Below are 22855 nucleotides of genomic sequence, written 5' to 3' on the forward strand. Positions count from 1 at the left end.
TTGTCTGAATGTTCGCGTTGCCCTTACGTTTTTCGCGAGCAAGCTCGCTCCCACAGGTAATGCGGTGGATCAGCTGGAGACGGGGCTTGGAATCTGCAACCCGCGCACCACCGCCGGTCGCGCCAGGAAGCGTTCCAGCACCCGCGTGACGTTAGGGAAGTTCTGGATGCCCACCAGATCGCCGGCTTCATAGAAGCCGATCAGGTTGCGCACCCACGGGAAAATGGCAATGTCCGCGATGGTGTAGCGCTCGCCCATGATCCAGTCGCGCCCCTGCAGACGATCGTCCAGCACCTTGAGCAGGCGCCTGCTTTCCTCGACGTAGCGGTCACGGGGACGCTTGTCTTCGTAGTCCTTGCCGGCGAATTTGTTGAAAAACCCGAGCTGGCCGAACATCGGACCAATACCGCCCATCTGGAACATCAGCCACTGAATCGTTTCATAGCGCGGTGCCGATTCCTGGGCCAGCAGTTGCCCGCTCTTGTCGGCCAGATAGATCAAAATCGCGCCCGACTCGAACAGCGCCAGCGGCCGGTCGTCCGGACCGTGGGGGTCGAGGATCGCCGGAATCTTGTTGTTGGGATTCAGGGAAAGAAATTCCGGGGACATCTGGTCGTTGGTGTCGAAGCCTACCCGGTGAGGTTCATACGGCAGGCCGATCTCTTCGAGCATGATCGAGACCTTGACGCCGTTGGGGGTCGGCAAGGAGTACAGCTGAATCCACTCCGGATACTGGGCAGGCCATTTGCGGGTGATGGGGAATGCGGACAAATCGGTCATGGGCACGATCCACGAAGACATTGAGAGTGACGATCATAATGTAGATATCGGCTCAGCGATCCCTTGAAGCCATCGATCTCGCTGATAGGCGAGATCAAAAGAAATCACGACGGTTTCAACGCCATCCGGTGTAGCGTGTCCACAATTGTGCAACATCCTGTCGATAACCTTCGCTGCAAACCCGTGAAGGTTACCGGTACATTGCCGCCCACTCGGCCGGAATCGAACCAAACGGGCTCAGGGGACTCTGAGAACCACCTCTTTGATGACGGACCGGCTTCAATGACATGGAAAACACCCGACGCAGGACAATCGTGGTGTAGAGGTTTGTCAGCCTTAACCGAATTGTGCTGAAGACCCTTTACACATGAATCTGTTTAATTTTGCCAAACGCTTCAAACATCGCGCTTACCTTTTGTTGCCCGCCTTATTGGTGGTTAGCGCGGTGTGCCTGACGCTGGAGTCCGGCCTGAGTCGCGCCCAACCGATGGATGGCACCCAGACGCTGGTCTTCCTGCGCCACGGGGAAAAACCCGCCGGAGGCCTGGGCCAGCTCAATTGCCAGGGACTGAACCGCGCCATCGACCTGGCCACGCTGCTGCCGGAGAAGTTCGGCAAGGCCAACTATGTGTTTGCGGCGAACCCGACGCGGAACGTCGAGGAAGGCGAGTTCGACAATTCCTACAGCTACATCCGCCCACTGATGACCATCAGCCCCAGCGCCATCAAGCTTGGCCTGCCGGTGAACATCAACTTTTCCGCCAATGACACCAGTGACCTGGCCGATGAACTGCTCCACGACAAGTACCACAATGCGGTCATCTACACCGCCTGGTCCCACGGCTATCTGCCGGAGCTGATCAACAAGGTAGCCGGCGACGCCACCGGCAAGAAAATGACCATCACGGATGACTGGGAGTCCAGCGACTACGACTCGCTGTATGTACTCACCTTGACCTGGCACAACGGCAAGGCCAGCTTGCAGAGCCATGTGTACAAGCAAGGCCTGGATAATGGTGCCGAAACTTGCCCGACCTGAAACCTGTAATGCCTGATCCGGCCTCATCGCGAGCAAGCTCGCTCCCACATTGGATTTGCAGTGTGATCACGAAGGCATGAGCACTACTGAACCCTGTGGGAGCGAGCTTGCTCGCGATAGGGCCAGTAAAACCGACATCACTTTCGTTGATTCACTCGCTCACGCAGATACTCGAGAACCGCCCCCCGCTCCCCGACAAACTCGATCCGCGCGTCTTTCTTCTCCCGCTGAAACGCATACATCGGATCGTAATACTCGCACAGCAGGCCTTCGATCCAGCCCCGGTGCAGATCCACCGCGCCACTGCGGGCCTGCTCGGCCAGCGCATCCTCCATCAAAACCAGCATGCGCCGATGACGTTCGCCACCCAGGCGCTTCTGCACATTGTTCAGGCTTGCCAGCAAGCGCTCGGAAAACAGCGCAAAGCCTTCCTCGCCATGCACGTCGATGAATTCGGCGCACAGATCCACCACGTAATCGCGCAGGATCCGCTCGACCCGCCCTTCCAGGCTGTCTTCAAGCCACACCATCGGAAACTGCTGCATGCCCTGGTAAAGCGGCAACGGCAAGGCACAACTGCCCACCGCACGGCTTTCGTCTTCCAGTACGAACTGCTCGATGCCCCGGGCGCGTTTTTTCAGTACGTCTACGGCCAAGCGGTTTTCGAAGTCGATATTCGAGGGTTGGCCCGTGGCGCGCTTGCCGAAACTGGAGCCGCGATGGTTGGCATGACCTTCAAGGTCCACGGCATTGTCGAGTTGCGTGAGCACCTCGGTTTTGCCCGTGCCGGTCATCCCGCCCAGCAAGACGAAATTGCACTGGGTCACGGCTTGATCGAGGGTGTCCAGCAGGAAGGTTCGCATAGCCTTGTAGCCACCGCCCACCCGTGGATAGTCGATGCCGGCCTCGTCCTTGAGCCATTGCTGGACAATCTGCGAGCGCAGGCCGCCGCGAAAGCAATACAGCAGGCCATCCGGATGCGCCCGGGCAAAATCGGCCCAGGCCTGGATGCGTTCGGCCTTGACCGCGCCCGACACCAGTTGATGCCCCAGCACGATGGCCGCTTGCTGGCCGTGCTGCTTGTAGCAGGTACCGACCCGCTGGCGTTCATGGTCATTCATCAACGGCAGGTTGATCACGCCGGGAAACGCACCCTTGTTGAATTCGACCGGCGCGCGGGCGTCCATCATTGGCCGGTCGTTGAGGAAGATGTCGCGGTAATCAGTGCAGTCGACGAACATCAAAACACCTCGACTGCGTTGCTCTGTCGCTCGACCAGTTCACCGATCGGTTCCAGGCTCAGGCCCAGTTCGGCGGCCACCGAGAGGAATTGCTCGTTGCCTTGAGGCGTCACGGCAATCAGCAGGCCACCGCTGGTCTGCGGATCGCAAAGCACACGTTTGTGCAGCTCCTGAAGGCGTCCGAGCTTGCTGGCGTAGCTGTCGAAATTGCGCAGAGTCCCGCCCGGTACGCAGCCTTGTTCCAGGTAATACTCCACCCCCGGCAGGCGCGGTACGCGGTCATATTCAATGCGCGCCGTGAGCTGGCTGCCGTCGGCCATTTCCACCAGGTGCCCGAGCAGGCCGAAACCGGTGACGTCAGTCATCGCGGTCACACCGTCGAGCTTGCCGAAACGGCTGCCGGGTTTGTTCAGGGTGCACATCCAGTCCCGGGCCAGGCCGATGTCGGCGTTGCGCAATTTGCCCTTTTTCTCGGCCGTGGTAAGGATGCCGATCCCCAGGGGCTTGGTGAGGTAGAGCAGGCAACCGGCCGTGGCGGTGTCGTTGCGCTTCATGTGGCGCTTTTCCACCAGACCGGTGACGGCCAGGCCAAAGATCGGTTCTGGCGCGTCGATGGAGTGCCCACCTGCCAACGGGATGCCCGCCGCGTCACACACCGAACGACCGCCGCGTATCACTTCCCGGGCAACTTCCGGGGCCAGCACGTTCACCGGCCAGCCCAGAATCGCAATCGCCATCAACGGATCGCCGCCCATCGCATAGATGTCGCTGATGGCATTGGTGGCGGCAATTCGACCGAAATCGAAGGGATCGTCGACGATCGGCATGAAAAAGTCGGTGGTCGAGACCACGCCGCGTTCATCATCGATTGCATACACCGCCGCATCATCGCGCGAGGCATTGCCGACCCAAAGTTTCGGGTCGAGGTTCTGCGCCCCACTGCCGGCCAGGATCACTTCCAGCACCTGGGGAGAAATCTTGCAACCGCATCCAGCGCCGTGGCTGTACTGAGTCAGGCGAATCGGCTCGCTCATAGGGGTACCTCATTGGGTCAATGGGCCGATTCTAGCAGAGCGTGGCATGCGCAAGGCGTAGCACAGCCTCGGACTTTGTGGGAGCGGGCTTGCTCGCGAAGAGGCCTTCACAGCCGACATCCATGCCGGCTGATACTCCGCCATCGCGAGCAAGTTCGCTCCCACATTGATCGCGGTTATGGCAATAGAATCACTTTGTCACCACTGCCCTGATTCACCTCGGCATAACGCTCCAGGCCTTCGGCCAATGGCGACTCGAACAAGCCCTGGGGCAACGGCAACAGGTCTTGATCGAAGAACCGGCCGAACTGTTCGAGCATCGCCGCACACGCCTGCACCCCGTACAGCAACGAGTTGATCCCCACAACCGAGCCACCCTTGCGATACAACGCCAGGGCCGGCAACTGCACGTGACCGTCCACGGGTGCCGCGATGATCGCGATGCGGCCGAACGTGGCCAGGGCCGCTACCGAGGCCGGCAGCCAGAAACCGGTGGTGTCGAAAATCACGTCGGCACCGCCGGCATACACCGCGTTGACCTGTGCGCCCAAGTCTTCGGGTTTATCCAGTTGCAGGGTCTGGTAGCCCTGGTCTTGCAAATCCTTGACCTGCTCCGGACGCCGCGCGGCCGCCAACACCCGGGCACCGCGCACCTTGGCCAAGGCCAGCGCGGCGCTGCCGACTGCCCCGCCACCGATGACCAGCAATCGGGTTTGGGCCGTCACCAGGCTGCGCTCCAGCGCATCCCACGCCGTGGTGTACGGCACGCCGAGGCTGGCGGCCTGGGCAAAGCTCAGATGCGTAGGTTTGAGCGCCACGCCGTTGGCCGGCAGCTTGACGAACTGCGCGTGGGAACCGTCGGCGAAAAAGCCCAGTTCCTTGCCCGTGCCCCAGACTTCCCGACCGATCATCGCCTGCGGGCCGGCCACGACAACACCGGCAAAGTCACGACCGGGAATCCGCGGCAAGGTGGTGTAGGGAAAACGTCCCAGCACATTCTTCACATCGCTGGGGTTGAGGCCTGCGGCCTTGATCTCGACCAGCACTTCATCGGCGCCGGGAACGGGGGTAGGCACCTCAACGTAGCGCAGGGCCGAGAGATCACCGGTTTTATCGAATTGCAGAGCTTTCATGGGCGTATCCATCGAGTCGAAAAGGGTTCAGGAGATCCAGCCAGCCACCAGCCCCCGCCCCATCGGCCAGAGTTTTTCGCCGGCGAGCATGCCGAGCAGGCCCACCAGGGCGATGGCCGGGGGTGCGGGGGAACGAAAATCCAGGGCGCCGTAGAGCAGACCGACGCCCAGACCGATGGCCAATGACACGAGGTAGTTCATGGCAGACTCCGGGGCAATTGAGATATGCGCCAAGTCTAGGGGGCGACGCCTTTGATCATCGGTCAAGTGCTTCTGAATTTCGGCCAAAGCCTGGCTTCGACGAAATCAGTCCTGGCGTTGCGCCGCAGGAAACTGCGAAGGGGCAACGCCCAGCTCACGACGAAACATGTCGCTGAAGCTGCTCGGAGAATATCCCAGCTCCCGGGCAATCGCGCTGACCGGTACGCCCTGGATCAGCTCGGCCACCGCCGTCGCCAATTGCACCTGACGCCGCCACTCGGCAAAGCCCATGCCCAAACCGTCCTTGAACAGCCGCGCCAGGGTGCGCACGCTGGCTCCGGCGCTATCCGCATGTTGTTCGAAAGGAATCTCCAGTGAAGGCGCGGCCATGACCGCCTGACACAGGTTCATCAGCCGCCGGTCGGAATCGTCCGGCAGCGGAATTTTCAGCAGCGAACGCCTGGCCCGCTTGAGTTCCAGCAGCGCCAGGCTCACCAGCGCGTCGTAATACTCGGGCGCCCCGTCGTTACCCTGCTCCACCAGCCCGACGATCAGTTCGCGCAGCAAACCGCCGACCTCGATCACCTGAACGCTGTCATCCAGGGTCGCCGCCAGGGACGGCCGCAGGTAGATATTGCGCATTTGCAGGTCCGATACCACACGGATGCCATGCGGCACGCCGGGCGGCAACCACACCGCCCGTTGCGGAGGCACCACCAGCGCCTCATGCGGCGTCTCGACCCACATCACCCCGCTCATCGCATACAGCAACTGGCCCCAGACGTGCTCATGGGGCTCGATGTACAACCCGCGCGGATAGGTGCGAGCCAGCGGTTGCACAGGCACATCGGTGTCACTCAGGTCAGGTGGTGCGGCGAGGGCCATGGTCTATGTTCATTGGGTACGGGAAGGCTTCATGGTAACGAGGCGCCGAACGTGTCGCCAGCAACCGCCGGTATCTGACAATCCGAGTGAATTTTTCTGATGGCGCGCGATCCTTTTATGTACAACAGGGAGGAACCGGGGCTTTATGAACAGTGCAAAATTATTCGTCATCGAGTACACCCTCCATGGTGCTCCGAAATCATTCATCATCCGACTGGAAAAAATGGATAACGCAGAAGCCTGGCATTGGGCGAGTTGTGACGCGGGGGTGGGGCGAATCCCCCGATTCGGACGCGAGAAGGTGCAAAAGACCAGCAAGCCGATGGCTGAAAAATTCGGCGTGGAAAACGTCAAGTGGCGGCCGGCGAACTAATATCCGGTAACCATCAGGTTCGGGGGAAGGGATATGAGCGCAACACCCGTCAACAGCCCTGTGCAACTGGACTACGATCTGGACACGCCGAGCGGCCGCATCACCAGGAGCACCGAGTGCCGAATCGGACTGGAACAGGTCGAAAATGACCCATTCTGCTTCGCCATACGCGTCCCGGTGCCTCTGCCGGAAGATCTGGAGCAAGCCAAGACCCTGGTGCTGCGGGTCGAAGGGCGGCGCTTGCAAGGCACCGTCCGCCACAGCGAACGCCTGGAAGATGACAGCCTCAGGCTGGAAGTGGAGCCGGACTAGGCTCCACTTTTGCGTATGCCGTGGTTTTCAGTGGGCACACTTGCAGCCTTGGGAGGCGCACTCCTCGCCGTGCTCGTGATGCTTGGCACAGGCTTCACAGCAATAGTGCTTGCCGTGACGCACGATCGGGTGCTCGCCGAGTTTGCAGGAACACTTCGGACAATCGCATATACGCTCAGTCATGGGTTTGACTCCTGTGGGTAGTGGTCGTCGGGGGGAGATGAAAACAACCCGTGCTTTTCAGTGTAGGGGTCGACTGCAACACCGCAACAGCGCGTATCGCGCACTACTTGAGTCCTTGATGAATTATCCGTTTCGCGAGGACAGGGAATGACGCGTAAGAGGCGATGCCACACTGATTATCTTTGTTTCTGGACATCCTTATATACCCGGCCTCCCCCCACTCCGGCCCCCTGCTATTTTTCACCAGCCAATAATCCTCGCCATCTTCGGTGCCATAACCAACAATAAGCACGGCGTAATTCAAATCATTTTCATCGCAATCTTCATCATTCAATACCCCGCCGGAGTATTTTTTAAAGTTGTCGGAAGCGTCAATCGCCGCCGATACCGGCCCTTTGGCTACGGCCTGGCGCAGTGCCTCCTCGTCGCCACGAGGAATATTCGTATAGGTCACCGTATTGGCGGCGACAGCCTTGATCATGCCTGCATCACAGCGTCCCCCGCTGCCTGTGTAAGGGTAATATTCTTCTGACTGAATACCGTTTTGTTTGACGTAGTCATAGGTGTAATCCATCAGCCCGCCATCACATCCTTGATTACCTTGCTCACTGCTGCAATCAAGAATCTGCTGCTCGGAAAGCTCGACCAGTCTTTCGGTTTGCAAAAACAATGCGCCCTCCAGGGCACCCACCGCTGAAAAAGCATAACCGGAGCCACAAGTCCCCAATTGCTTGACTCTGGTAACAGCTCCCTGGGTACGCCAGTCCACTGAGCTTGGTATATCCAGAGCCTGTGCCGTCACGGTAACGGCACAGCCGCCAACCAGGATGAAACATGAGAGTTGCCAAAACCTCATACTTAGCCCCTGTTTCTATATGGTTTGCAGTTACCTCGCTATGTCATTGAAATGAAAGACCAATAAGCCAACGGCAACAACTGTCAAATATGACAGTTGTTCAATACTGTTTAGCTATAAAAACCACACCATTTCGCGTTGTTAACCATACCTGTCAAATACGGAACTGCCCGACCAGGCTACCCAGGCGCTGACCGAGGTCGGCCAGGCTGCGAGAGGTTTGCGCGCCGAGTTGGGTTTCGTCGGCGACGCTGTCCACCGCCACGGCAATCTGGTGCACGCTGCGATTGATCTCTTCGGCCACGGCGGTCTGTTCTTCGGCGGCACTGGCAATCTGTGCGTTCATCGAGTTGATGGTCGCGATCAGCTGAGCCATGGTGTCCAGCGAAGCCCCCGCCTCGTTGGCCTGGGCCGAGGTGCCGTCGCCGGCCTCGCTGGAGCGACGCATCGCCTCCACCGCCGACTGGGTGCCGGCCTGCAAACGGTCGATCATGCCCTGGATTTCCTGGGTGCTGATTTGCGTGCGGCTGGCCAGCGCCCGCACTTCATCGGCCACCACCGCAAAGCCGCGCCCGGCCTCGCCGGCGCGGGCGGCTTCGATGGCCGCGTTGAGCGCCAGCAGGTTGGTCTGCTCGGCAATCGAGCGGATCACCCCGAGCACGCTGACAATCGACGACACGTCTTTTTGCAGGCTGTCCAGGGACACGCCGCTGCTGCGGATGTCGTCCACCAGGGCATGGATCTTCTCGATGCTGCCGGCCACAACACGCTTGGCCGCCTGCCCTTCTTCGTCGGTCTGCTGGGCTGCTACCGCGGCGTTCTGCGCGCTCTTGGCCACTTCCTGGGCCGCCGCCGACATTTCGTTGATCGCTGTGGCCACCTGATCGGTTTCGTGACGCTGGCGTTCCATGGCCTGGTCCGAACGGCTGGCCTGGTCGGACACCTGGTTCACCAGTCCGGTCAGTTGCGAGGTCATTTCGGTGATCTGCCGTACCAGGCCGTGGATCTTGTCGACGAAACGGTTGAACGAGCCGGCCAGTTCACCGAGCTCGTCCTGACTGGTGATGGTCAGGCGGCGGGTCAGATCGCCCTCGCCCGCCGCGATGTCGTCGAGGTTGGCTTTCATCAGATGCAGCGGACGCACAATGGTGTTGGCCAGCAGCATCCCCGCGGCAGCGATCACCAACAGCACCACGACTGCTACGCCAACGATACTCAGCACCATGCCTTGCATCCGCTCCTGGACCTTGGCTTCGACCACGGCCACTTGTGCTTCGATGCCGTCGAGGTTGACCGCGGTGCCGACCGCCATGTCCCACTTCGGCAGGTATTCGGTGTAGCCGAGCTTGGGCACCAGCACCTGGGTGTTGCCAGGCAATGGCGAGCTGTATTGCAGGTAGTGCGTACCGTCCTTGGCGACTCTCACCAGGTCGCGGTTGACGTAGACACCGTTCGGGTCGCGGTTGTCCTTGAAGCTCTGGCCCACGCCCTCGGGGCTGTTGGCCTTGAACAGGCGCACGGTGTTGGAGTCGTAGCCGAAGAAGTAGCCGTCCTTGCCGTAGGTGATGCTCGACAGCAGCTTGATCACTTGGGCCCGCGCCGCCTCATCGCCGGGGGCGGCGGCGTCGTAGAGCGGTTTGATCGTGGTCATGGCCACGGCCACGTAGCTTTGCAAGGTTGCCTTGGCATCGCTGAGCAGGCGTTCGCGGGTCTGCTCGACTTCCTTGCGCGCCTGATCCTGAAGAATGAACAGCGTGGTCAGGCTGATGACCAGCGCAAACAGCAACACCGGGAGGACGGCAAGGGACAGGACTTTTGCCTTGAGGCTCATGCGCATGACGTTCACTCTTTTGATTTTTGTTGGCGTGGTTAAAAGCTTTAACGGCACGCCAGGGCAAAAGTTGAACGCAGTCAATCGGAGCAGTGGAGATCCCCTGTGGGAGCGAGCTTGCTCGCGATAGCGGACTGTCAGCCAAATAGATGTTGACTGTTTCACCGCCATCGCGAGCAAGCTCGCTCCCACATTTTGATCCAGGGTAATCAGAAGGGAATTGGTTACAGGACCATCGCAGCCACCCAGCCGAACGCCAGCAACGGCAGGTTGTAATGCAGGAAGGTCGGGACCACGGTGTCCCAGATGTGATGGTGCTGGCCATCGATGTTCAGGCCGGAAGTCGGGCCCAGGGTCGAGTCGGAAGCCGGTGAACCGGCGTCGCCCAGGGCACCGGCCGTGCCGACGATGCACACGATCGCCAACGGGCTGAAGCCCAGTTGCACGCACAGCGGCACGAAGATCGCCGCCAGGATCGGCACGGTGGAGAACGATGAGCCGATGCCCATGGTCACCAGCAACCCCACCAGCAACATCAGCAAGGCGCCAATGCCTTTGCTGTGATCGATGTACGACGCCGACGACTCGACCAGCGTCTGCACCTCACCGGTGGCCTTCATCACTTCGGCAAACCCCGAGGCGGCGATCATGATGAAGCCGATCATCGCCATCATTTTCATGCCTTCGGTGAACAGGTCGTCGGTGTCACGCCATTTGACAATGCCCGACACCGAGAAGATCAGGAAGCCGACCAGCGCACCGATGATCATCGAATCGAGCAACAACTGAATGATGAACGCCGCCGCGATGGCCACGCCGGCCACCATCAGGCTCAGCGGGTTGTATTGCACCGCCACTTGCTCGACCTGTTCGATCTTCGCCAGGTCGTAGACACGCTTCTTGCGGTAGCTGACAAACGCGATCAGCAGGCCCGCCACCATGCCCAGGGCCGGAATGCCCATGGCGTGGGTCACGTTGATGCCGCTGATGTCCACGCCGCTGCGGGCGACGTTGGCCAGCAGGATCTCATTGAGGAAGATGTTGCCGAAGCCCACCGGCAGGAACATGTAGGGCGTGATCAGGCCGAAGGTCATGACGCAGGCGATCAGTCGACGGTCCAGTTGCAGCTTGGTCAGCACATAAAGAAGCGGCGGCACCAGCAACGGAATAAACGCGATATGTATCGGCAAGATGTTCTGCGAGGCGATGGCCACGACCCAGAGCAGGCCAATCAGCAGCCACTTGACCTGGCCACCGCCGCTGGCGTGCTGGCGATCGACCATGGCCAGGGCCTTGTCGGCCAGCGCATGGGCCATGCCGGACTTGGCAATGGCCACGGCGAAAGCGCCGAGCAAGGCGTAGGACAACGCCACCGTCGCCCCGCCACCGAGGCCGCTGTTGAAAGCCTTGAGCGTCGCCTCGATTCCCAGGCCACCGGTCAAGCCACCGACCAGCGCACCGACGATCAAGGCGATCACCACATGCACGCGGGACAGGCTGAGGATCAGCATGATGCCGACCGCGGCAATTACTGCATTCATTTCATTACCTCGATACAAACGAAAAGACTCCGTCCGGCAGTCTGCGAAGAGCCACCAGCGGATTAAGGAATGGGTTTTATTAGAGGGCGCGCACTGTGCCGCAGCGTCACCTCCTTGTCAAAGCACCTCGGCGCTGTCGACATGTAACGACATGTGATGACCTGTAGGAGCGAGCTAGCTCGCGATGCACCTGAGAGCACCGGGGGGGATCAGGTTTCCATCGTCATCGTTGACGACCATCGCGAGCATGCTCGCTCCTACAGGGGGAAGTGTTTGATCGCCGATAGACGGGATAAAGAAACCAAAATCGCGGCCGTTACAGTGCAAAGTCTCAGATATTTATCGAATAAGGACGTCTCCATGTCGCTCAGACAACTTTCCATTCAATGGAAAATCACCCTGCTGGCCGGGCTGTGCCTGGCGGGCATCGTGACCCTGCTGGTGGGTCTTTCGCTGTACCGCATGGAGCACAGCTCCGAGCTGGTGAAAGCCTCGAGCATGGAGATGCTGACAGAGGCGGCCCAGGCCCGGATCGAGTCCCAGGGCGAAAACCAGGCGCTGGGGATACGCCAGCAGTTCATGGACGCCTATCAGTACGGCCACGGCTTCTCCCGGCAGGTGCTGTTCCTGCGTGACCAGGCCGAGAAGCGCTTTCTCGATGCCTTCGACCTGCGCGAAGACCTGACCCGCCAGGTCAAGTCAGCCCTGCAAGCCAACCCGGACCTGCTCGGCCTGTCCCTGGTGTTCGAACCCAATGGGCTGGACGGCAAGGACGAACTGTTCGCCGGTCAGGCCGAGCTTGGCAGCAACGACAAGGGTCGTTTCGCCCTCTACTGGTCGCAGCCGACGCCGGGCAAGGTAACCTCCATGGCGTTGCCGGAAAGGGACATGGCCGACACCAGCACCGGCCCCAGCGGCGAAGCGGCCAACGCCTGGTTCACCTGCCCGCGCACCACGCTCAAGCCGTGCGTGATCGAACCTTACTTCTATGAAATCGACGGTCAGAACGTGCTGATGACCAGCATCGTTTTCCCACTGATGGTCAACGGCAAGGTGATCGCCTCGCTGTCCGTGGACATCAACCTCAACAGCCTGCAAGCGGTCAGCCTGGGCGCGAGCAAGAAGCTCTATGACGGCCAGACCAGCGTCAGCATCATCAGCCCGGCCGGCCTGCTCGCCGGCTACAGCCCGGACGCCGGCAAACTCAGCCAGCGCCTGGAGGCCGTGGATAAGGCCAATGGCGCCGAACTGCTGCGCATGCTCGCCGCCAGCAGCAGAACCGCCAGCCTGCACAGCCATCAGCAACTGAAAGTGCTGGCACCCTTCCAGCCGATTCCCGACGGTAAATCCTGGGGCGTGCTGCTCGACGTGCCGGAGAAAGTCCTGGTCGGCCCGGCCGAAGCCCTGAAAAAGCAACTCGATGACAGCAATACCGCCGGTACCCTGGTCGAGCTCGGCCTGGGGGGGCTCGCCGCGCTGCTCGGTCTGCTGCTGGTGTGGCTGATGGCCCGCAGCGTCACCCGACCGATCCTCGGCGTGGCGCACATGCTCGAAGACATCGCCTGCGGCGAAGGTGACCTCACCCGCCGCCTGGCCTACGACAAGCAGGATGAACTGGGCCAATTGGCCGGCTGGTTCAACCGTTTCCTCGACAAGCTGCAACCGATCATTGCCGAAGTGAAGCGCTCGGTGCAGGACGCCCGCAGCACCGCTGACCAGTCGTCCGCCATCGCCGCACAGACCAGCGCCGGCATGGAGCAGCAGTACCGCCAGGTGGACCAGGTGGCGACCGCCTCCCACGAAATGAGCGCCACCGCCCAGGACGTCGCCCGCAGCGCCGCGCAGGCGGCCCACGCCGCCCGCGATGCCGATCAGGCGACCCGTCAGGGCCTGACCGTGATCGACCGCACCACCACCAGCATCGACAACCTCGCCGCCGACATGAGCGCGGCCATGGTTCAGGTCGAAGGCCTGGCGGCCAACAGCGAGAAGATCGGCACGGTACTGGAAGTGATCCGTGCGATTGCCGAGCAGACCAACCTGCTGGCCCTCAACGCTGCGATCGAAGCGGCCCGCGCCGGTGAGGCCGGGCGCGGGTTTGCCGTGGTGGCCGATGAAGTGCGCAACCTGGCGCGGCGTACCCAGGAGTCCGTGGAAGAAACCCGTCTGGTGATCGAACAACTGCAAAACGGCACCCAGGAGGTGGTGGGTTCGATGAACAACAGCCATCGTCAGGCCCAGGGCAGTGTCGAGCAGGTTGGCCAGGCCGTGACGGCGCTGCGCCAGATCGGTGACGCGGTGACCGTGATCAACGACATGAATATGCAGATCGCCAGTGCCGCCGAAGAGCAAAGCGCGGTGGCCGAGGAGATCAACAACAACGTGGCGACCATCCGCGACGTGACCGAGTCGCTGTCGGGCCAGGCCAATGAATCGGCGCGGGTCAGCCAGTCGCTCAATAGCCTGGCGAACCAGCAGCAGAGCCTGATGGATCAGTTCCGCGTTTAAACCCTGCTGGCCGAACAAAATACCTGTGGGAGCGAGCTTGCTCGCGATGACGGATTATCAGACACATTGATATTGAATGTGCCACCGCCATCGCGAGCAAGCTCGCTCCCACATTTATTCTTCCGTGCTGCTCAATCAAATGATGGCAAGTGGATATCTGCCGCATGCCGATTATGCTTCATGGAACCTTGCAGCGCCTTCGGGCGTCAATCTGAATGCAAGCCACGTAATCCAATGACTTCAGCCCCAGGGCCTGGGTACGGTAAGTGTTGGTGGGAACTCCGGCCTACAACAAAAGCAAGACGGAGAATACTCATGGCAGCAATCGACAATGCAACCACGGGCAGCGCGCCCCATCACGGGCTCACCAAGGAGGAACGCAAGGTCATTTTTGCCTCGTCCCTGGGCACCGTGTTCGAATGGTATGACTTCTACCTGTACGGCTCCCTCGCGGCGATCATCGCCAAGCACTTCTTCGCCGGTGTCAACGAAACGACGTCCTTCATCTTCGCCCTGCTCGCCTTTGCCGCCGGCTTCGCCGTGCGGCCCTTCGGCGCCATCGTGTTCGGCCGGTTGGGCGACATGATCGGGCGCAAGCACACGTTCCTCATCACCATCGTGATCATGGGTATTTCCACGGCCGTGGTGGGTTTGCTGCCCGGCTATGCGACCATCGGCGTCGCCGCGCCGATCATCCTGATCAGCCTGCGCCTGTTGCAAGGCCTGGCGCTGGGCGGTGAGTACGGCGGCGCAGCGACCTACGTGGCCGAACATGCCCCCAAGGGCAAACGCGGCTACTTCACCTCGTGGATTCAGACGACAGCCACCCTCGGCCTGTTTCTGTCACTGCTGGTGATCCTCGCCTGCCGTACCGCGCTGGGCACTGAAGCCTTCGAAGCCTGGGGCTGGCGGATTCCGTTCCTGCTGTCGATCCTGCTGCTGATTATCTCGGTGTACATCCGCTTGCAGCTCAACGAGTCGCCGGTGTTTGTGAAAATGAAGGCCGAAGGCAAGTCTTCCAAGGCGCCGCTGACTGAATCTTTCGCACGCTGGGAGAACCTGAAGATCGTGATCATGGCCCTGCTCGGCGGCACCGCCGGCCAGGCCGTGGTCTGGTACACCGGGCAATTCTATGCGCTGTTCTTCCTGTTGCAGACGCTGAAGATCGAACCGCAAACCGCGAACCTGCTGATTGCCGGCTCCCTGTTGATCGGCACGCCGTTCTTCGTCATTTTCGGCAGCCTGTCCGACCGTATCGGGCGCAAGGGCATCATCATGGCGGGCTGTATCATCGCGGCACTGACTTACTTCCCGATCTTCCACGCGCTGACCCAATACGGTAACCCCGACGTGTTCATCGCGCAGGAGAAGAATCCGGTCACGGTCGTCGCCAATCCCGCCCAGTGTTCGTTCCAATTCGACCCGGTGGGCAAGGCCAAATTCACCAGTTCCTGTGACTTGGCCAAGACCGTGCTGGCCAAAAGGGCCATCCCCTACAAGAACGCGGACGCCGAGCCAGGCGCCGTTGCGCAGGTGCGCATTGGCGATAAAGTGATCGAGAGCTTCGAGGGCACTGGCATGCCGGCCGCCGACTTCAAGGCCAAGAACGACGCCTTTGCCGCCACCCTCGCCACCGCCCTCAAGGACGCCGGCTACCCCGAAAAGGCCGACCCGGCCAAGACCAACTACCCGATGGTGTTGCTACTGCTGACGATCCTGGTGATCTACGTGACCATGGTCTACGGGCCGATTGCCGCCTGGCTGGTGGAACTGTTCCCGGCGCGCATCCGCTACACCTCGATGTCGCTTCCCTACCACATCGGCAATGGCTGGTTCGGTGGCTTCCTGCCGACGGTGGCGTTCGCCATGGTGGCGGCCACGGGGGATATCTACTACGGGCTGTGGTATCCGATTGTCATCGCGGTGATGACGGCGGTGCTGGGTATTTTCTTCATGCCGGAAACCAAGGATCGGGAGATTCATCACACATAAACCTGACACCTCACCCTGTGGAACCGGGTGTACTCATAATCGGCGGCCATGAAAAACCACTGTGGGAGCGAGCTTGCTCCGGGCGGCGATCCGACGATAGCGTCAGCACATTCAACATCAATGTGTCAGACAGATTGCCATCGCGAGCAAGCTCGCTCCCACAGGGTTCCTGGTGTGACATCAAGTATGTTTAGGCAACTCGATGACGACCTTCAGCCCGCCCCATTCGCTTTCCAGCAACGACAGTTTGCCGCCCCAGCTATCGACAATGTCGCGCACGATGCCCAGCCCCAAACCATGCCCATGGGTTTGCTCATCCAGCCGCGTTCCTCGGCCGAACACCTGATCGCGACGCTCTTCGGGAATGCCCGGGCCGTCATCTTCCACGTTGAGTTCAAAGCCCTCTGCAGTCTCGGCCACACTCAGGCGAACCTCGGCATCCGCCCACTTGCAGGCGTTATCCAGCAGATTGCCCAACAGTTCCAGCAGGTCTTCGCGATCCCAGGGCAATTGCAGGCCGGTGGGTGCGCGGTAGCTCAGCGCCAGGTGTTCGCCATGGATCATGTTCAGGGTGGCCAGCAACCCGGGGAGTTGCGCATCGCAATCAAACAGTGCGCCCGGCAACGCATCGCCGGACAACCGCGCACGATTGAGTTCCCGATTGAGCCGTTGCTGGACTTGCTCCAGTTGCTCCTTGAGGACCTTGCGCAATTGCGGGTGCGCGTCGAGTTGCTCGCTTGAAGCCAGGCTCAACAGCACCGCCAGCGGAGTTTTCAAGGCGTGGCCGAGGTTGCCCAGGGCATTGCGTGAGCGCTTGAGGCTGTCCTCGGTGTGGGCCAGCAAATGGTTGATCTGCGCCACCAGTGGTTCCAGTTCCACCGGCACCTGATCATCGAGTTGCGAACGCTGGCCCTGCTGAAGCTGCGCAATCTGCTCGCGGGCCTGCTCCAGCGGACGCAAGGCCCGGCGCACGGTAATCCGTTGCAGCAGCAGAATCAGCAGCAGCGCCGTCAAACCGAGACCAAACCCGAGCTGTTGCATGCGCCGGAAGCTTTCGCGAATTGGCGTGTAATCCTCGGCGACGCTGATGGAGATCGGCAACCCCGAACGTCGATAGTCCGTACGCAGCACCAGTAACTGTTGCCCTTCCGGACCCAGTTGCAAGTTGCCATGCAGGCCGGGGTGATCGAGCACCGGCAGTTCCTGATCCCATAATGAACGGGAACGCCAATGGCCGTCGGCGAAATCGATGCGGAAATAATGCCCGGAGAACGGCCGTTGATAAGCCGGTGACAGGCGTCGCTCATCCAGTTGCAAGCCTTGCGGCCCGCGCACCAGTGCCGCCAGCAGGTTCTCGCTGTCATTGCGCAACCCGGCTTCGAGGTAGCGCTGCAACCCCATTTCGAACAGCCACAGGCTGGTTTGCGCCAGCACCAGGCCAACGACCACCATCACGCTGATCAGGCCCAGGCTCAAGCGGCGCTGGATCGATCTCACCGGGCTTGCCCGCCGAACAGATAACCCTGGCCGCGACGGGTTTCAATCACACTTTTGCCGAGCTTGCGGCGCAAGTGGTTGACGTGGACTTCCAGCACATTGGAATCGCGTTCGGTTTCACCGTCGTAGAGGTGTTCGGCGAGGTGACTTTTGGAGAGGATCTGCTCGGGGTGCAGCATGAAATAACGCAACAGGCGAAACTCCGCGGCGGTCAGTTGAATGTCCGCACCGTCGCGCACAACGCACTGGCGACCTTCGTCCAGATGCAACCCGGCAGCCTTGAGCGTTGGCTGGTTGACCTGGCCATGGGAGCGGCGCAACAACGCCTGGATGCGCAAAAACAACTCTTCGGGATGGAATGGCTTGGTCAGGTAGTCGTCGGCGCCGGCCTTGAGGCCTTCGATGCGTTCGGCCCAGGAGTCTCGGGCCGTCAGGATCAGCACCGGCGTGGCCAGCCCCGCCGCGCGCCATTGCGCCAGCACCTCAAGCCCCGGCACGCCGGGCAAACCGAGGTCGAGGATGATCAGGTCGTAAGGCTCGGTGCTGCCCTGATGTACCGCATCGCGACCATCGGCCAGCCAGTCCACCGCATACCCCTGGCGATTGAGGCCGGCCAGCAGTTCGTCGGCCAGGGGCACATGGTCTTCCACCAGGAGCAAACGCATGGATCAGTCTTCCTTGTCTTTGAGTAAACGGCCGGTGGTGGCGTCGATGCCCAGTTCGCGGACCACGCCCTCAGGGGTCAGCAGCTCGACTTCATAAATGTAGACGTCGTGTTTTTCTTCGAGCTCGGCTTCCAGCAGCTTCGCACCGGGGTAGTGACCCATCGCCTGCTGCAGCAGTTGCTCCAGCGGCAGGATCACGCCCTGTTGACGCAGGCTCAAGGCCTCATCCTGATCCAAGTCGCGGGCCAACACTGCCGAGCAAAATGCCAGAAGCAACAGCGCCATCCGGCTACCGGTGCATCGCTTGAATAAAAACACCTTCATTACGAATCCTGATGATCCTTGAGAACCTGCCCGCTGACAGCGTCTAATTCCACATCCCAGTCGATGCCCTGAGGATCGCGCAGCTCGACCTTGTACAGGTATTTGCCATAACGCTGTTCCAGCTCGGTTTCACTGACGGTGGAACCCGGATGCCTGGCCACCGCGTTGGCATTGAGTGTCTCGAACGACACAATGGTACCAGCGTCGCGCAATCTCAGCGCTTCATCCGGGCCAAGTTCCCGGGCGTGGGCGAGGCTTGCGGTCATGCCGAGGATCGACGCGGTGAACAGGGCGGTCAGGGTTTTCATGGGTGTCTCCGTATTTCTTCAGGTACTGCCTGTGGGCGCCACCTTAACCGGATGAACTTAATTGAAACTGAATTGCCATCATTGGCAACACCGCCCTCCTTTGTGGGAGCGAGCTTGCTCGCGATGGCGGCGGCACATCCAACAATGATGTGACTGCAACACCGCTATCGCGAGCAGGCTCGCTCCTACAGTGATCGTGTTTATAATTTCTGTCGGCCCGACATCGAGACTTTAATGACCGCCATCCACATCAAGTTCCCCTCCCTGACCCTCAAGGCCGGTCCAGGTGCCTTTGCGCGCATTCGTGACAGCGGCTTGAACGCCGCCGACGTCGGCACCTTGCCTGGCGCGGCTGGCGGTCCGAAAGCGCTGGGGATTCAGGGTCTGGACCTGGCGCTGTTCGGCGAGTGGCTGCCGGCGGCACCGCGGGAACGCTCGCTGATTGGTGCATCGGTTGGTTCCTGGCGCTTCGCCAGCGCCTGCCTGCCGGACGCTGCCGAGGGCATCCGGCGTCTCGGGCAGCTCTACACCGAGCAACACTTTGCCAAAGGCGTGACCATGGCGCAGATCAGCCAGAGCTCACAGCGCATGCTCAATGACCTGCTCGACGGTCGCGATGCCTCAATCCTCGACAACAACCATTACCGCCTGAACATCATGTTGGTCAAAAGCCACGGTCTGCTCGCCGACGATCATCGCGGCCGCCTCGGGCTGGGCCTGTCGTCGGTCATCGCCGACAACCTGCGCGGCCGGGCGCGGCTGGCACGACACTTCGAACGCCTGATCATCCACGACCCGCGCCTGGCGCCGCCAGTCAATGCCTTGAATGACTTCCCGTCGCGCTTCGTCGCCCTCAATGCCGGCAACTTGCGCCAGGCCCTGCTGGCCTCGGGCTCGATCCCGATGGTGATGCAAGGCGTGCGCGACCTGCCGGGCGCCGGCGCCGGGACCTTCCGCGACGGCGGTCTGCTGGATTACCACCTGGACCTGCCCTACAGCGGCAACGACATCGTGCTGTACCCGCATTTCACCGACCGGGTGATTCCCGGCTGGTTCGACAAGACCCTGCCATGGCGCCGCGCCTGCCCGGTTCGCTTGCAGAACGTGCTGTTGCTGGCGCCGTCGAAGGAGTACCTGGCGCGCCTGCCCTACGGCAAACTGCCGGACCGTAACGACTTCAAGCGTTTCATGGGCGACGCCCCGAGCCGGCAGAAATACTGGCGCACGACCATGGACGAAAGCCGCCGCCTGGGCGACGAATTCCTCGAACTGGCCGCCAACGGTCGCCTGGGCGAGCGCTTGCTGACCCTTTAGTCAGGACAAACTGGTAAACTCGCCACCTGCCCGAATCGCTGCGGCGAACGCCACCTGAACAGAGCTGAAGATACTGTGGAAATTTTCAAAGAGTTTACCTTCGAATCCGCCCACCGCCTGCCCCACGTACCGGACGGCCACAAGTGCGGGCGCCTGCACGGTCACTCGTTCAAAGTGGCAATCCACCTGAGCGGCGACCTCGACCCGCACACCGGCTGGATCCGCGACTTCTCGGAAATCAAGGAGATCTTCAAGCCGTTGTACGAGCGTCTGGACCACAACTACCTGAACGACATTCCTGGCCTGGAAAACCCGACCAGCGAAGTGCTGGCCAAGTTTATCTGGCAGGAATTGAAGCCTCTGCTGCCGGAACTCAGCGCGATCCGTATCCACGAGACCTGCACCAGCGGTTGCATCTATCGCGGCGAATAAGCCGGCAGACAAATGCAGAACCCTGTGGGAGCGAGCTTGCTCGCGATGACGGCGCCACATTCAACATCGATGTGACTGACACAACGCCATCGCGAACAAGCTCGCTCCCACAATGGAACAGCGTTTTGTCAGAGAAAAAGAAAACAGCCTTCATCGGCTGTTTTTTTATGCCTATGCTTTTTGCCTCGCACCCGCCAAGAGGACACACCTATGACTGACTGGCCACTGCCCCAGACCTACCGCTTCAAAGGGCACTCCGTGCGCTACGCCGTGCGCGGCGACGGCCCGCCGCTGGTGTTCGTGCATGGCACGCCCTTCTCCTCTTATGTCTGGCACCGGATTGCCCCGCACTTCATCACCACGCACCGGGTGCACTATTTCGATTTGCTGGGCTACGGGCAATCCGAGAAAGTTGATGGTGACGTGTCCCTGGGTGTGCAGAACGAATTGCTGACGCAGTTGCTGGATCATTGGGGCCTGGATCGCCCCGACGTGGTGGCCCATGACTTTGGCGGTGCCACAGCCCTGCGAACGCACCTGCTAAACGGCAAGGATTACCGCAGCCTGACACTGATCGACCCGGTGGCGCTCACGCCCTGGGGTTCGCCGTTCGTGCAGCATGTGCGCCAGCATGAAGCCGCCTTCAGCGGACTGCCCGATTACATCCAGCAAGCGATCGTGCCGGCTTACATCCGCGGGGCGATCAAGCGGAAAATCCCGGACCGCGAACTCGCCCCCTATGTTCAGCCGTGGCTGGGAGAGCCGGGGCAAGCGGCGTTCTACCGGCAGATCGCGCAGATGAACGAGCGTTATACCTGCGAGGCCGAGGGCCTGTACTCGACGATTCGCTGCCCGGTGCAGATTCTCTGGGGTGAAGATGACCAGTGGATTCCCATCGAACGCGGGCGGGCCTTGCAGCAGATGATTCCCGGATCGCGGTTTTATCCGATTCCCAACGCCGGTCATCTGGTTCAGGAAGACGCGCCCGAAGCGGTAGTCGCGGCGCTGCTGCGGTTTTTGCCCCTGCAGTAATCCTCCAGAACAAACCCGCTCCCACATTTGAACGGTGGTGATCAATGTCACTGGCGGGAATCGCCGCTGGCGAGCTAACGTAAGAGCATTGCCTAAACGATTCGCCAAAAGGATCTGCCCGATGCACATCATCAATGCCCGTCTGCGCAACCAGGAAGGCCTGCATGAGTTGAACCTGGAAAACGGCCTGATCAGCAGCATCGGCCGCCAGATCGAAGCCCCGACCCTGGGCCCTGACGATCTGGATGCCGGGGGCAACCTGGTGGTGCCGCCTTTTGTCGAGCCGCACATCCACCTCGACGCAACCCTGACCGCCGGCGAGCCGCGCTGGAACATGAGCGGCACGCTGTTCGAAGGCATCGAGTGCTGGGGCGAACGCAAGGCGACCATCACCCAGGAAGACACCAAGGCCCGGGCAAAGAAAACCATCCAGACCCTCGCCGCCCACGGAATCCAGCATGTGCGCACCCACGTCGACGTCACCGACCCGCAACTGACCGCGCTCAAGGCGATGCTCGAAGTACGCGAGGAAAGCCGGCACCTGGTCGACCTGCAAATCGTCGCATTCCCTCAGGAAGGCATCGAGTCCTACCGCAATGGTCGCGAATTGATGGAAGAAGCGATCCGCATGGGCGCCGACGTGGTAGGTGGCATTCCGCATTTCGAATACACCCGCGATCAGGGCGTCAGCTCGGTGAAGTTTCTCATGGACCTGGCCGAACGCAGCGGTTGCCTGGTGGATGTGCATTGCGACGAAACCGACGACCCGCATTCACGCTTTCTCGAAGTGCTCGCCGAAGAGGCCCGCAGCCGCGACATGGGTTCGCGGGTCACGGCCAGCCACACCACGGCCATGGGCTCCTACGACAACGCCTACTGCGCCAAACTGTTTCGCTTGCTCGGGCACTCGGGGATCAGCTTTGTCTCCTGCCCCACCGAAAGCATCCACCTGCAAGGTCGATTCGACAGTTTTCCGAAACGCCGGGGCGTGACCCGGGTCAACGAGTTGCTGGAAGCAGGCATGAACGTGTGCTTCGGCCAGGACTCCATCGTCGATCCGTGGTACCCGCTGGGCAACGGCAACATTCTGCGGGTGCTCGAAGCCGGCCTGCACATCTGCCACATGCTCGGTTATCGCAACCTGCAAAGTGCGCTGGACCTGGTGACGGACAATAGCGCCCGAGCCATGAACCTCGGCGATCGCTATGGCCTGGAGCGCGGGCGGCCGGCGAACCTGCTGATTCTGTCGGCGGAGAGTGATTACGAGATGATCCGCAGCCAGGGGTTGCCGCTGTACTCGGTGCGCGATGGCAAGGTCTTGATGAAGCGGACGATGCCGGTGGTGGAGTTCAGTGGGCTGGGCTGAAACTTGCG

At 60.9% G+C, this 22855-nt stretch carries 22 protein-coding genes and 2 pseudogenes; 10 read left to right on the forward strand and 14 right to left on the reverse strand.

The features are described from left to right. Window positions 1-69: 69 nt before the first annotated feature. Complete coding sequence (locus AC1RDQ_RS03020) at window positions 70-780, reverse strand: glutathione S-transferase family protein (RefSeq protein ID WP_154908800.1); 711 nt, start codon at window positions 778-780, stop codon at window positions 70-72. 367 nt (window positions 781-1147) lie between these two features. Between AC1RDQ_RS03020 and AC1RDQ_RS03025 the strand changes: the two genes are divergently transcribed. Continuing rightward, window positions 1148-1819 carry a histidine phosphatase family protein gene (locus AC1RDQ_RS03025; protein ID WP_218498114.1) on the forward strand — a complete coding sequence of 224 codons (672 nt, stop codon included), beginning with the start codon at window positions 1148-1150 and terminating at the stop codon, window positions 1817-1819. Window positions 1820-1956: 137 nt separating this feature from the next. On the opposite strand, the gene mnmH is transcribed toward AC1RDQ_RS03025, so the two are convergent. The 5 genes from mnmH to AC1RDQ_RS03050 all read right to left on the reverse strand — a co-directional run bounded on the left by mnmH (window position 1957) and on the right by AC1RDQ_RS03050 (window position 6313). After that, window positions 1957-3060 (reverse strand): tRNA 2-selenouridine(34) synthase MnmH, encoded by a 1104-nt coding sequence (gene mnmH / locus AC1RDQ_RS03030; protein WP_057714012.1) that lies wholly within the window; start codon window positions 3058-3060, stop codon window positions 1957-1959. Next, the gene (selD, locus tag AC1RDQ_RS03035) at window positions 3060-4094 is read right to left on the reverse strand and encodes a selenide, water dikinase SelD (protein ID WP_057714011.1); all 1035 of its coding nucleotides are present in this window, start codon (window positions 4092-4094) and stop codon (window positions 3060-3062) included. Before selD ends, mnmH begins: the two co-directional genes overlap by 1 nt. Window positions 4095-4270: 176 nt before the next feature. Beyond that, the gene (locus AC1RDQ_RS03040) at window positions 4271-5227 is read right to left on the reverse strand and encodes a quinone oxidoreductase family protein (RefSeq protein WP_492586260.1); all 957 of its coding nucleotides are present in this window, start codon (window positions 5225-5227) and stop codon (window positions 4271-4273) included. Window positions 5228-5254: 27 nt separating this feature from the next. Next, window positions 5255-5428 carry a DUF1427 family protein gene (locus AC1RDQ_RS03045; protein ID WP_079246732.1) on the reverse strand — a complete coding sequence of 58 codons (174 nt, stop codon included), beginning with the start codon at window positions 5426-5428 and terminating at the stop codon, window positions 5255-5257. A gap of 105 nt (window positions 5429-5533) precedes the next feature. Next, window positions 5534-6313: an AraC family transcriptional regulator gene (locus AC1RDQ_RS03050; RefSeq protein WP_492586262.1), complete on the reverse strand. Its 780-nt coding sequence runs from the start codon at window positions 6311-6313 to the stop codon at window positions 5534-5536. A 145-nt stretch (window positions 6314-6458) separates the two neighbouring features. Here AC1RDQ_RS03050 and AC1RDQ_RS03055 point away from each other — a divergent pair, with 145 nt between their 5' ends. Both AC1RDQ_RS03055 and AC1RDQ_RS03060 read left to right on the forward strand, forming a co-directional pair. Further along, window positions 6459-6686 carry a DUF6555 family protein gene (locus AC1RDQ_RS03055; protein WP_057714008.1) on the forward strand — a complete coding sequence of 76 codons (228 nt, stop codon included), beginning with the start codon at window positions 6459-6461 and terminating at the stop codon, window positions 6684-6686. A 33-nt stretch (window positions 6687-6719) separates the two neighbouring features. Continuing rightward, window positions 6720-6998 carry a hypothetical protein gene (locus tag AC1RDQ_RS03060; protein WP_090456811.1) on the forward strand — a complete coding sequence of 93 codons (279 nt, stop codon included), beginning with the start codon at window positions 6720-6722 and terminating at the stop codon, window positions 6996-6998. Between the two features lie 27 nt (window positions 6999-7025). On the opposite strand, the gene AC1RDQ_RS03065 is transcribed toward AC1RDQ_RS03060, so the two are convergent. The 4 genes from AC1RDQ_RS03065 to AC1RDQ_RS03080 all read right to left on the reverse strand — a co-directional run bounded on the left by AC1RDQ_RS03065 (window position 7026) and on the right by AC1RDQ_RS03080 (window position 11409). Continuing rightward, window positions 7026-7181, reverse strand: a complete 156-nt coding sequence (locus AC1RDQ_RS03065) for a metallothionein (protein ID WP_079246731.1) — start codon at window positions 7179-7181, stop codon at window positions 7026-7028. Between the two features lie 103 nt (window positions 7182-7284). Beyond that, window positions 7285-8037, reverse strand: a complete 753-nt coding sequence (locus AC1RDQ_RS03070; protein WP_492586264.1) for a C1 family peptidase — start codon at window positions 8035-8037, stop codon at window positions 7285-7287. A 154-nt stretch (window positions 8038-8191) separates the two neighbouring features. Next, complete coding sequence (ctpM, locus tag AC1RDQ_RS03075) at window positions 8192-10039, reverse strand: methyl-accepting chemotaxis protein CtpM (protein ID WP_492586266.1); 1848 nt, start codon at window positions 10037-10039, stop codon at window positions 8192-8194. 53 nt (window positions 10040-10092) lie between these two features. Beyond that, on the reverse strand, window positions 10093-11409 hold the full coding sequence (locus AC1RDQ_RS03080; protein WP_056722503.1) for a Na+/H+ antiporter family protein: 1317 nt from the start codon (window positions 11407-11409) through the stop codon (window positions 10093-10095). 579 nt (window positions 11410-11988) lie between these two features. On the opposite strand from AC1RDQ_RS03080, the pseudogene AC1RDQ_RS03085 reads away from it, so the two are divergent. The 3 genes and pseudogenes from AC1RDQ_RS03085 to AC1RDQ_RS03095 all read left to right on the forward strand — a co-directional run. After that, window positions 11989-13059 (forward strand): annotated as a pseudogene (locus AC1RDQ_RS03085) (methyl-accepting chemotaxis protein); the annotation flags it as partial. A 264-nt stretch (window positions 13060-13323) separates the two neighbouring features. After that, window positions 13324-13917, forward strand: a pseudogene (locus AC1RDQ_RS03090) (methyl-accepting chemotaxis protein); the annotation flags it as partial. A 315-nt stretch (window positions 13918-14232) separates the two neighbouring features. Continuing rightward, window positions 14233-15909 (forward strand): MFS transporter, encoded by a 1677-nt coding sequence (locus tag AC1RDQ_RS03095; protein WP_407515724.1) that lies wholly within the window; start codon window positions 14233-14235, stop codon window positions 15907-15909. Between the two features lie 180 nt (window positions 15910-16089). Here AC1RDQ_RS03095 and AC1RDQ_RS03100 read toward each other — a convergent pair whose 3' ends face one another. Genes AC1RDQ_RS03100 through AC1RDQ_RS03115 form a run of 4 tightly spaced genes read right to left on the reverse strand, consistent with a single transcriptional unit; the run spans window position 16090 to window position 18703 of the window. Continuing rightward, entirely contained in the window at window positions 16090-17406 is a 1317-nt protein-coding gene (locus AC1RDQ_RS03100) for a sensor histidine kinase (protein WP_492586268.1), read from the reverse strand. Beyond that, window positions 17403-18071, reverse strand: a complete 669-nt coding sequence (locus AC1RDQ_RS03105; RefSeq protein ID WP_057714001.1) for a response regulator transcription factor — start codon at window positions 18069-18071, stop codon at window positions 17403-17405. The genes AC1RDQ_RS03100 and AC1RDQ_RS03105 overlap by 4 nt, the downstream gene beginning before the upstream one ends. 3 nt (window positions 18072-18074) lie before the next feature. Beyond that, window positions 18075-18395: a PepSY domain-containing protein gene (locus tag AC1RDQ_RS03110; RefSeq protein ID WP_057714000.1), complete on the reverse strand. Its 321-nt coding sequence runs from the start codon at window positions 18393-18395 to the stop codon at window positions 18075-18077. After that, the gene (locus AC1RDQ_RS03115; protein ID WP_090456824.1) at window positions 18395-18703 is read right to left on the reverse strand and encodes a PepSY domain-containing protein; all 309 of its coding nucleotides are present in this window, start codon (window positions 18701-18703) and stop codon (window positions 18395-18397) included. The genes AC1RDQ_RS03110 and AC1RDQ_RS03115 overlap by 1 nt, the downstream gene beginning before the upstream one ends. 234 nt (window positions 18704-18937) lie before the next feature. Between AC1RDQ_RS03115 and AC1RDQ_RS03120 the strand changes: the two genes are divergently transcribed. The 4 genes from AC1RDQ_RS03120 (at window position 18938) to codA (ending at window position 22847) form a co-directional block, all read left to right on the forward strand. Then, window positions 18938-20017: a hypothetical protein gene (locus AC1RDQ_RS03120; protein WP_057713998.1), complete on the forward strand. Its 1080-nt coding sequence runs from the start codon at window positions 18938-18940 to the stop codon at window positions 20015-20017. A 75-nt stretch (window positions 20018-20092) separates the two neighbouring features. After that, a complete protein-coding gene (queD, locus tag AC1RDQ_RS03125) occupies window positions 20093-20449 on the forward strand; it encodes a 6-carboxytetrahydropterin synthase QueD (RefSeq protein ID WP_008021670.1) in 357 nt (118 codons plus the stop codon). 210 nt (window positions 20450-20659) lie between these two features. After that, entirely contained in the window at window positions 20660-21481 is an 822-nt protein-coding gene (locus AC1RDQ_RS03130; protein ID WP_492586270.1) for an alpha/beta fold hydrolase, read from the forward strand. 121 nt (window positions 21482-21602) lie between these two features. Then, complete coding sequence (gene codA, locus AC1RDQ_RS03135) at window positions 21603-22847, forward strand: cytosine deaminase (protein WP_090456830.1); 1245 nt, start codon at window positions 21603-21605, stop codon at window positions 22845-22847. Window positions 22848-22855: the final 8 nt, after the last annotated feature.

It is taken from the genome of Pseudomonas sp. GW823-FHT02E01, assembly GCF_058797535.1.

Coding starts and splice junctions, on each gene's coding strand:
- AC1RDQ_RS03120 (WP_057713998.1), top strand. CDS start 18,938: ATGACCGCCATCCACATCAAGTTCCCCTCCCTGACCCTCAAGGCCGGT.
- AC1RDQ_RS03060 (WP_090456811.1), top strand. CDS start 6,720: ATGAGCGCAACACCCGTCAACAGCCCTGTGCAACTGGACTACGATCTG.
- AC1RDQ_RS03070 (WP_492586264.1), bottom strand. CDS start 8,037: ATGAGGTTTTGGCAACTCTCATGTTTCATCCTGGTTGGCGGCTGTGCC.
- AC1RDQ_RS03050 (WP_492586262.1), bottom strand. CDS start 6,313: ATGGCCCTCGCCGCACCACCTGACCTGAGTGACACCGATGTGCCTGTG.
- ctpM (WP_492586266.1), bottom strand. CDS start 10,039: ATGGCGGTGAAACAGTCAACATCTATTTGGCTGACAGTCCGCTATCGC.
- AC1RDQ_RS03055 (WP_057714008.1), top strand. CDS start 6,459: ATGAACAGTGCAAAATTATTCGTCATCGAGTACACCCTCCATGGTGCT.
- AC1RDQ_RS03080 (WP_056722503.1), bottom strand. CDS start 11,409: ATGAATGCAGTAATTGCCGCGGTCGGCATCATGCTGATCCTCAGCCTG.
- AC1RDQ_RS03095 (WP_407515724.1), top strand. CDS start 14,233: ATGGCAGCAATCGACAATGCAACCACGGGCAGCGCGCCCCATCACGGG.
- AC1RDQ_RS03020 (WP_154908800.1), bottom strand. CDS start 780: ATGACCGATTTGTCCGCATTCCCCATCACCCGCAAATGGCCTGCCCAG.
- AC1RDQ_RS03025 (WP_218498114.1), top strand. CDS start 1,148: ATGAATCTGTTTAATTTTGCCAAACGCTTCAAACATCGCGCTTACCTT.
- codA (WP_090456830.1), top strand. CDS start 21,603: ATGCACATCATCAATGCCCGTCTGCGCAACCAGGAAGGCCTGCATGAG.
- mnmH (WP_057714012.1), bottom strand. CDS start 3,060: ATGTTCGTCGACTGCACTGATTACCGCGACATCTTCCTCAACGACCGG.
- AC1RDQ_RS03115 (WP_090456824.1), bottom strand. CDS start 18,703: ATGAAAACCCTGACCGCCCTGTTCACCGCGTCGATCCTCGGCATGACC.
- AC1RDQ_RS03065 (WP_079246731.1), bottom strand. CDS start 7,181: ATGACTGAGCGTATATGCGATTGTCCGAAGTGTTCCTGCAAACTCGGC.
- AC1RDQ_RS03110 (WP_057714000.1), bottom strand. CDS start 18,395: ATGAAGGTGTTTTTATTCAAGCGATGCACCGGTAGCCGGATGGCGCTG.
- selD (WP_057714011.1), bottom strand. CDS start 4,094: ATGAGCGAGCCGATTCGCCTGACTCAGTACAGCCACGGCGCTGGATGC.
- AC1RDQ_RS03040 (WP_492586260.1), bottom strand. CDS start 5,227: ATGAAAGCTCTGCAATTCGATAAAACCGGTGATCTCTCGGCCCTGCGC.
- AC1RDQ_RS03130 (WP_492586270.1), top strand. CDS start 20,660: ATGACTGACTGGCCACTGCCCCAGACCTACCGCTTCAAAGGGCACTCC.
- AC1RDQ_RS03045 (WP_079246732.1), bottom strand. CDS start 5,428: ATGAACTACCTCGTGTCATTGGCCATCGGTCTGGGCGTCGGTCTGCTC.
- AC1RDQ_RS03105 (WP_057714001.1), bottom strand. CDS start 18,071: ATGCGTTTGCTCCTGGTGGAAGACCATGTGCCCCTGGCCGACGAACTG.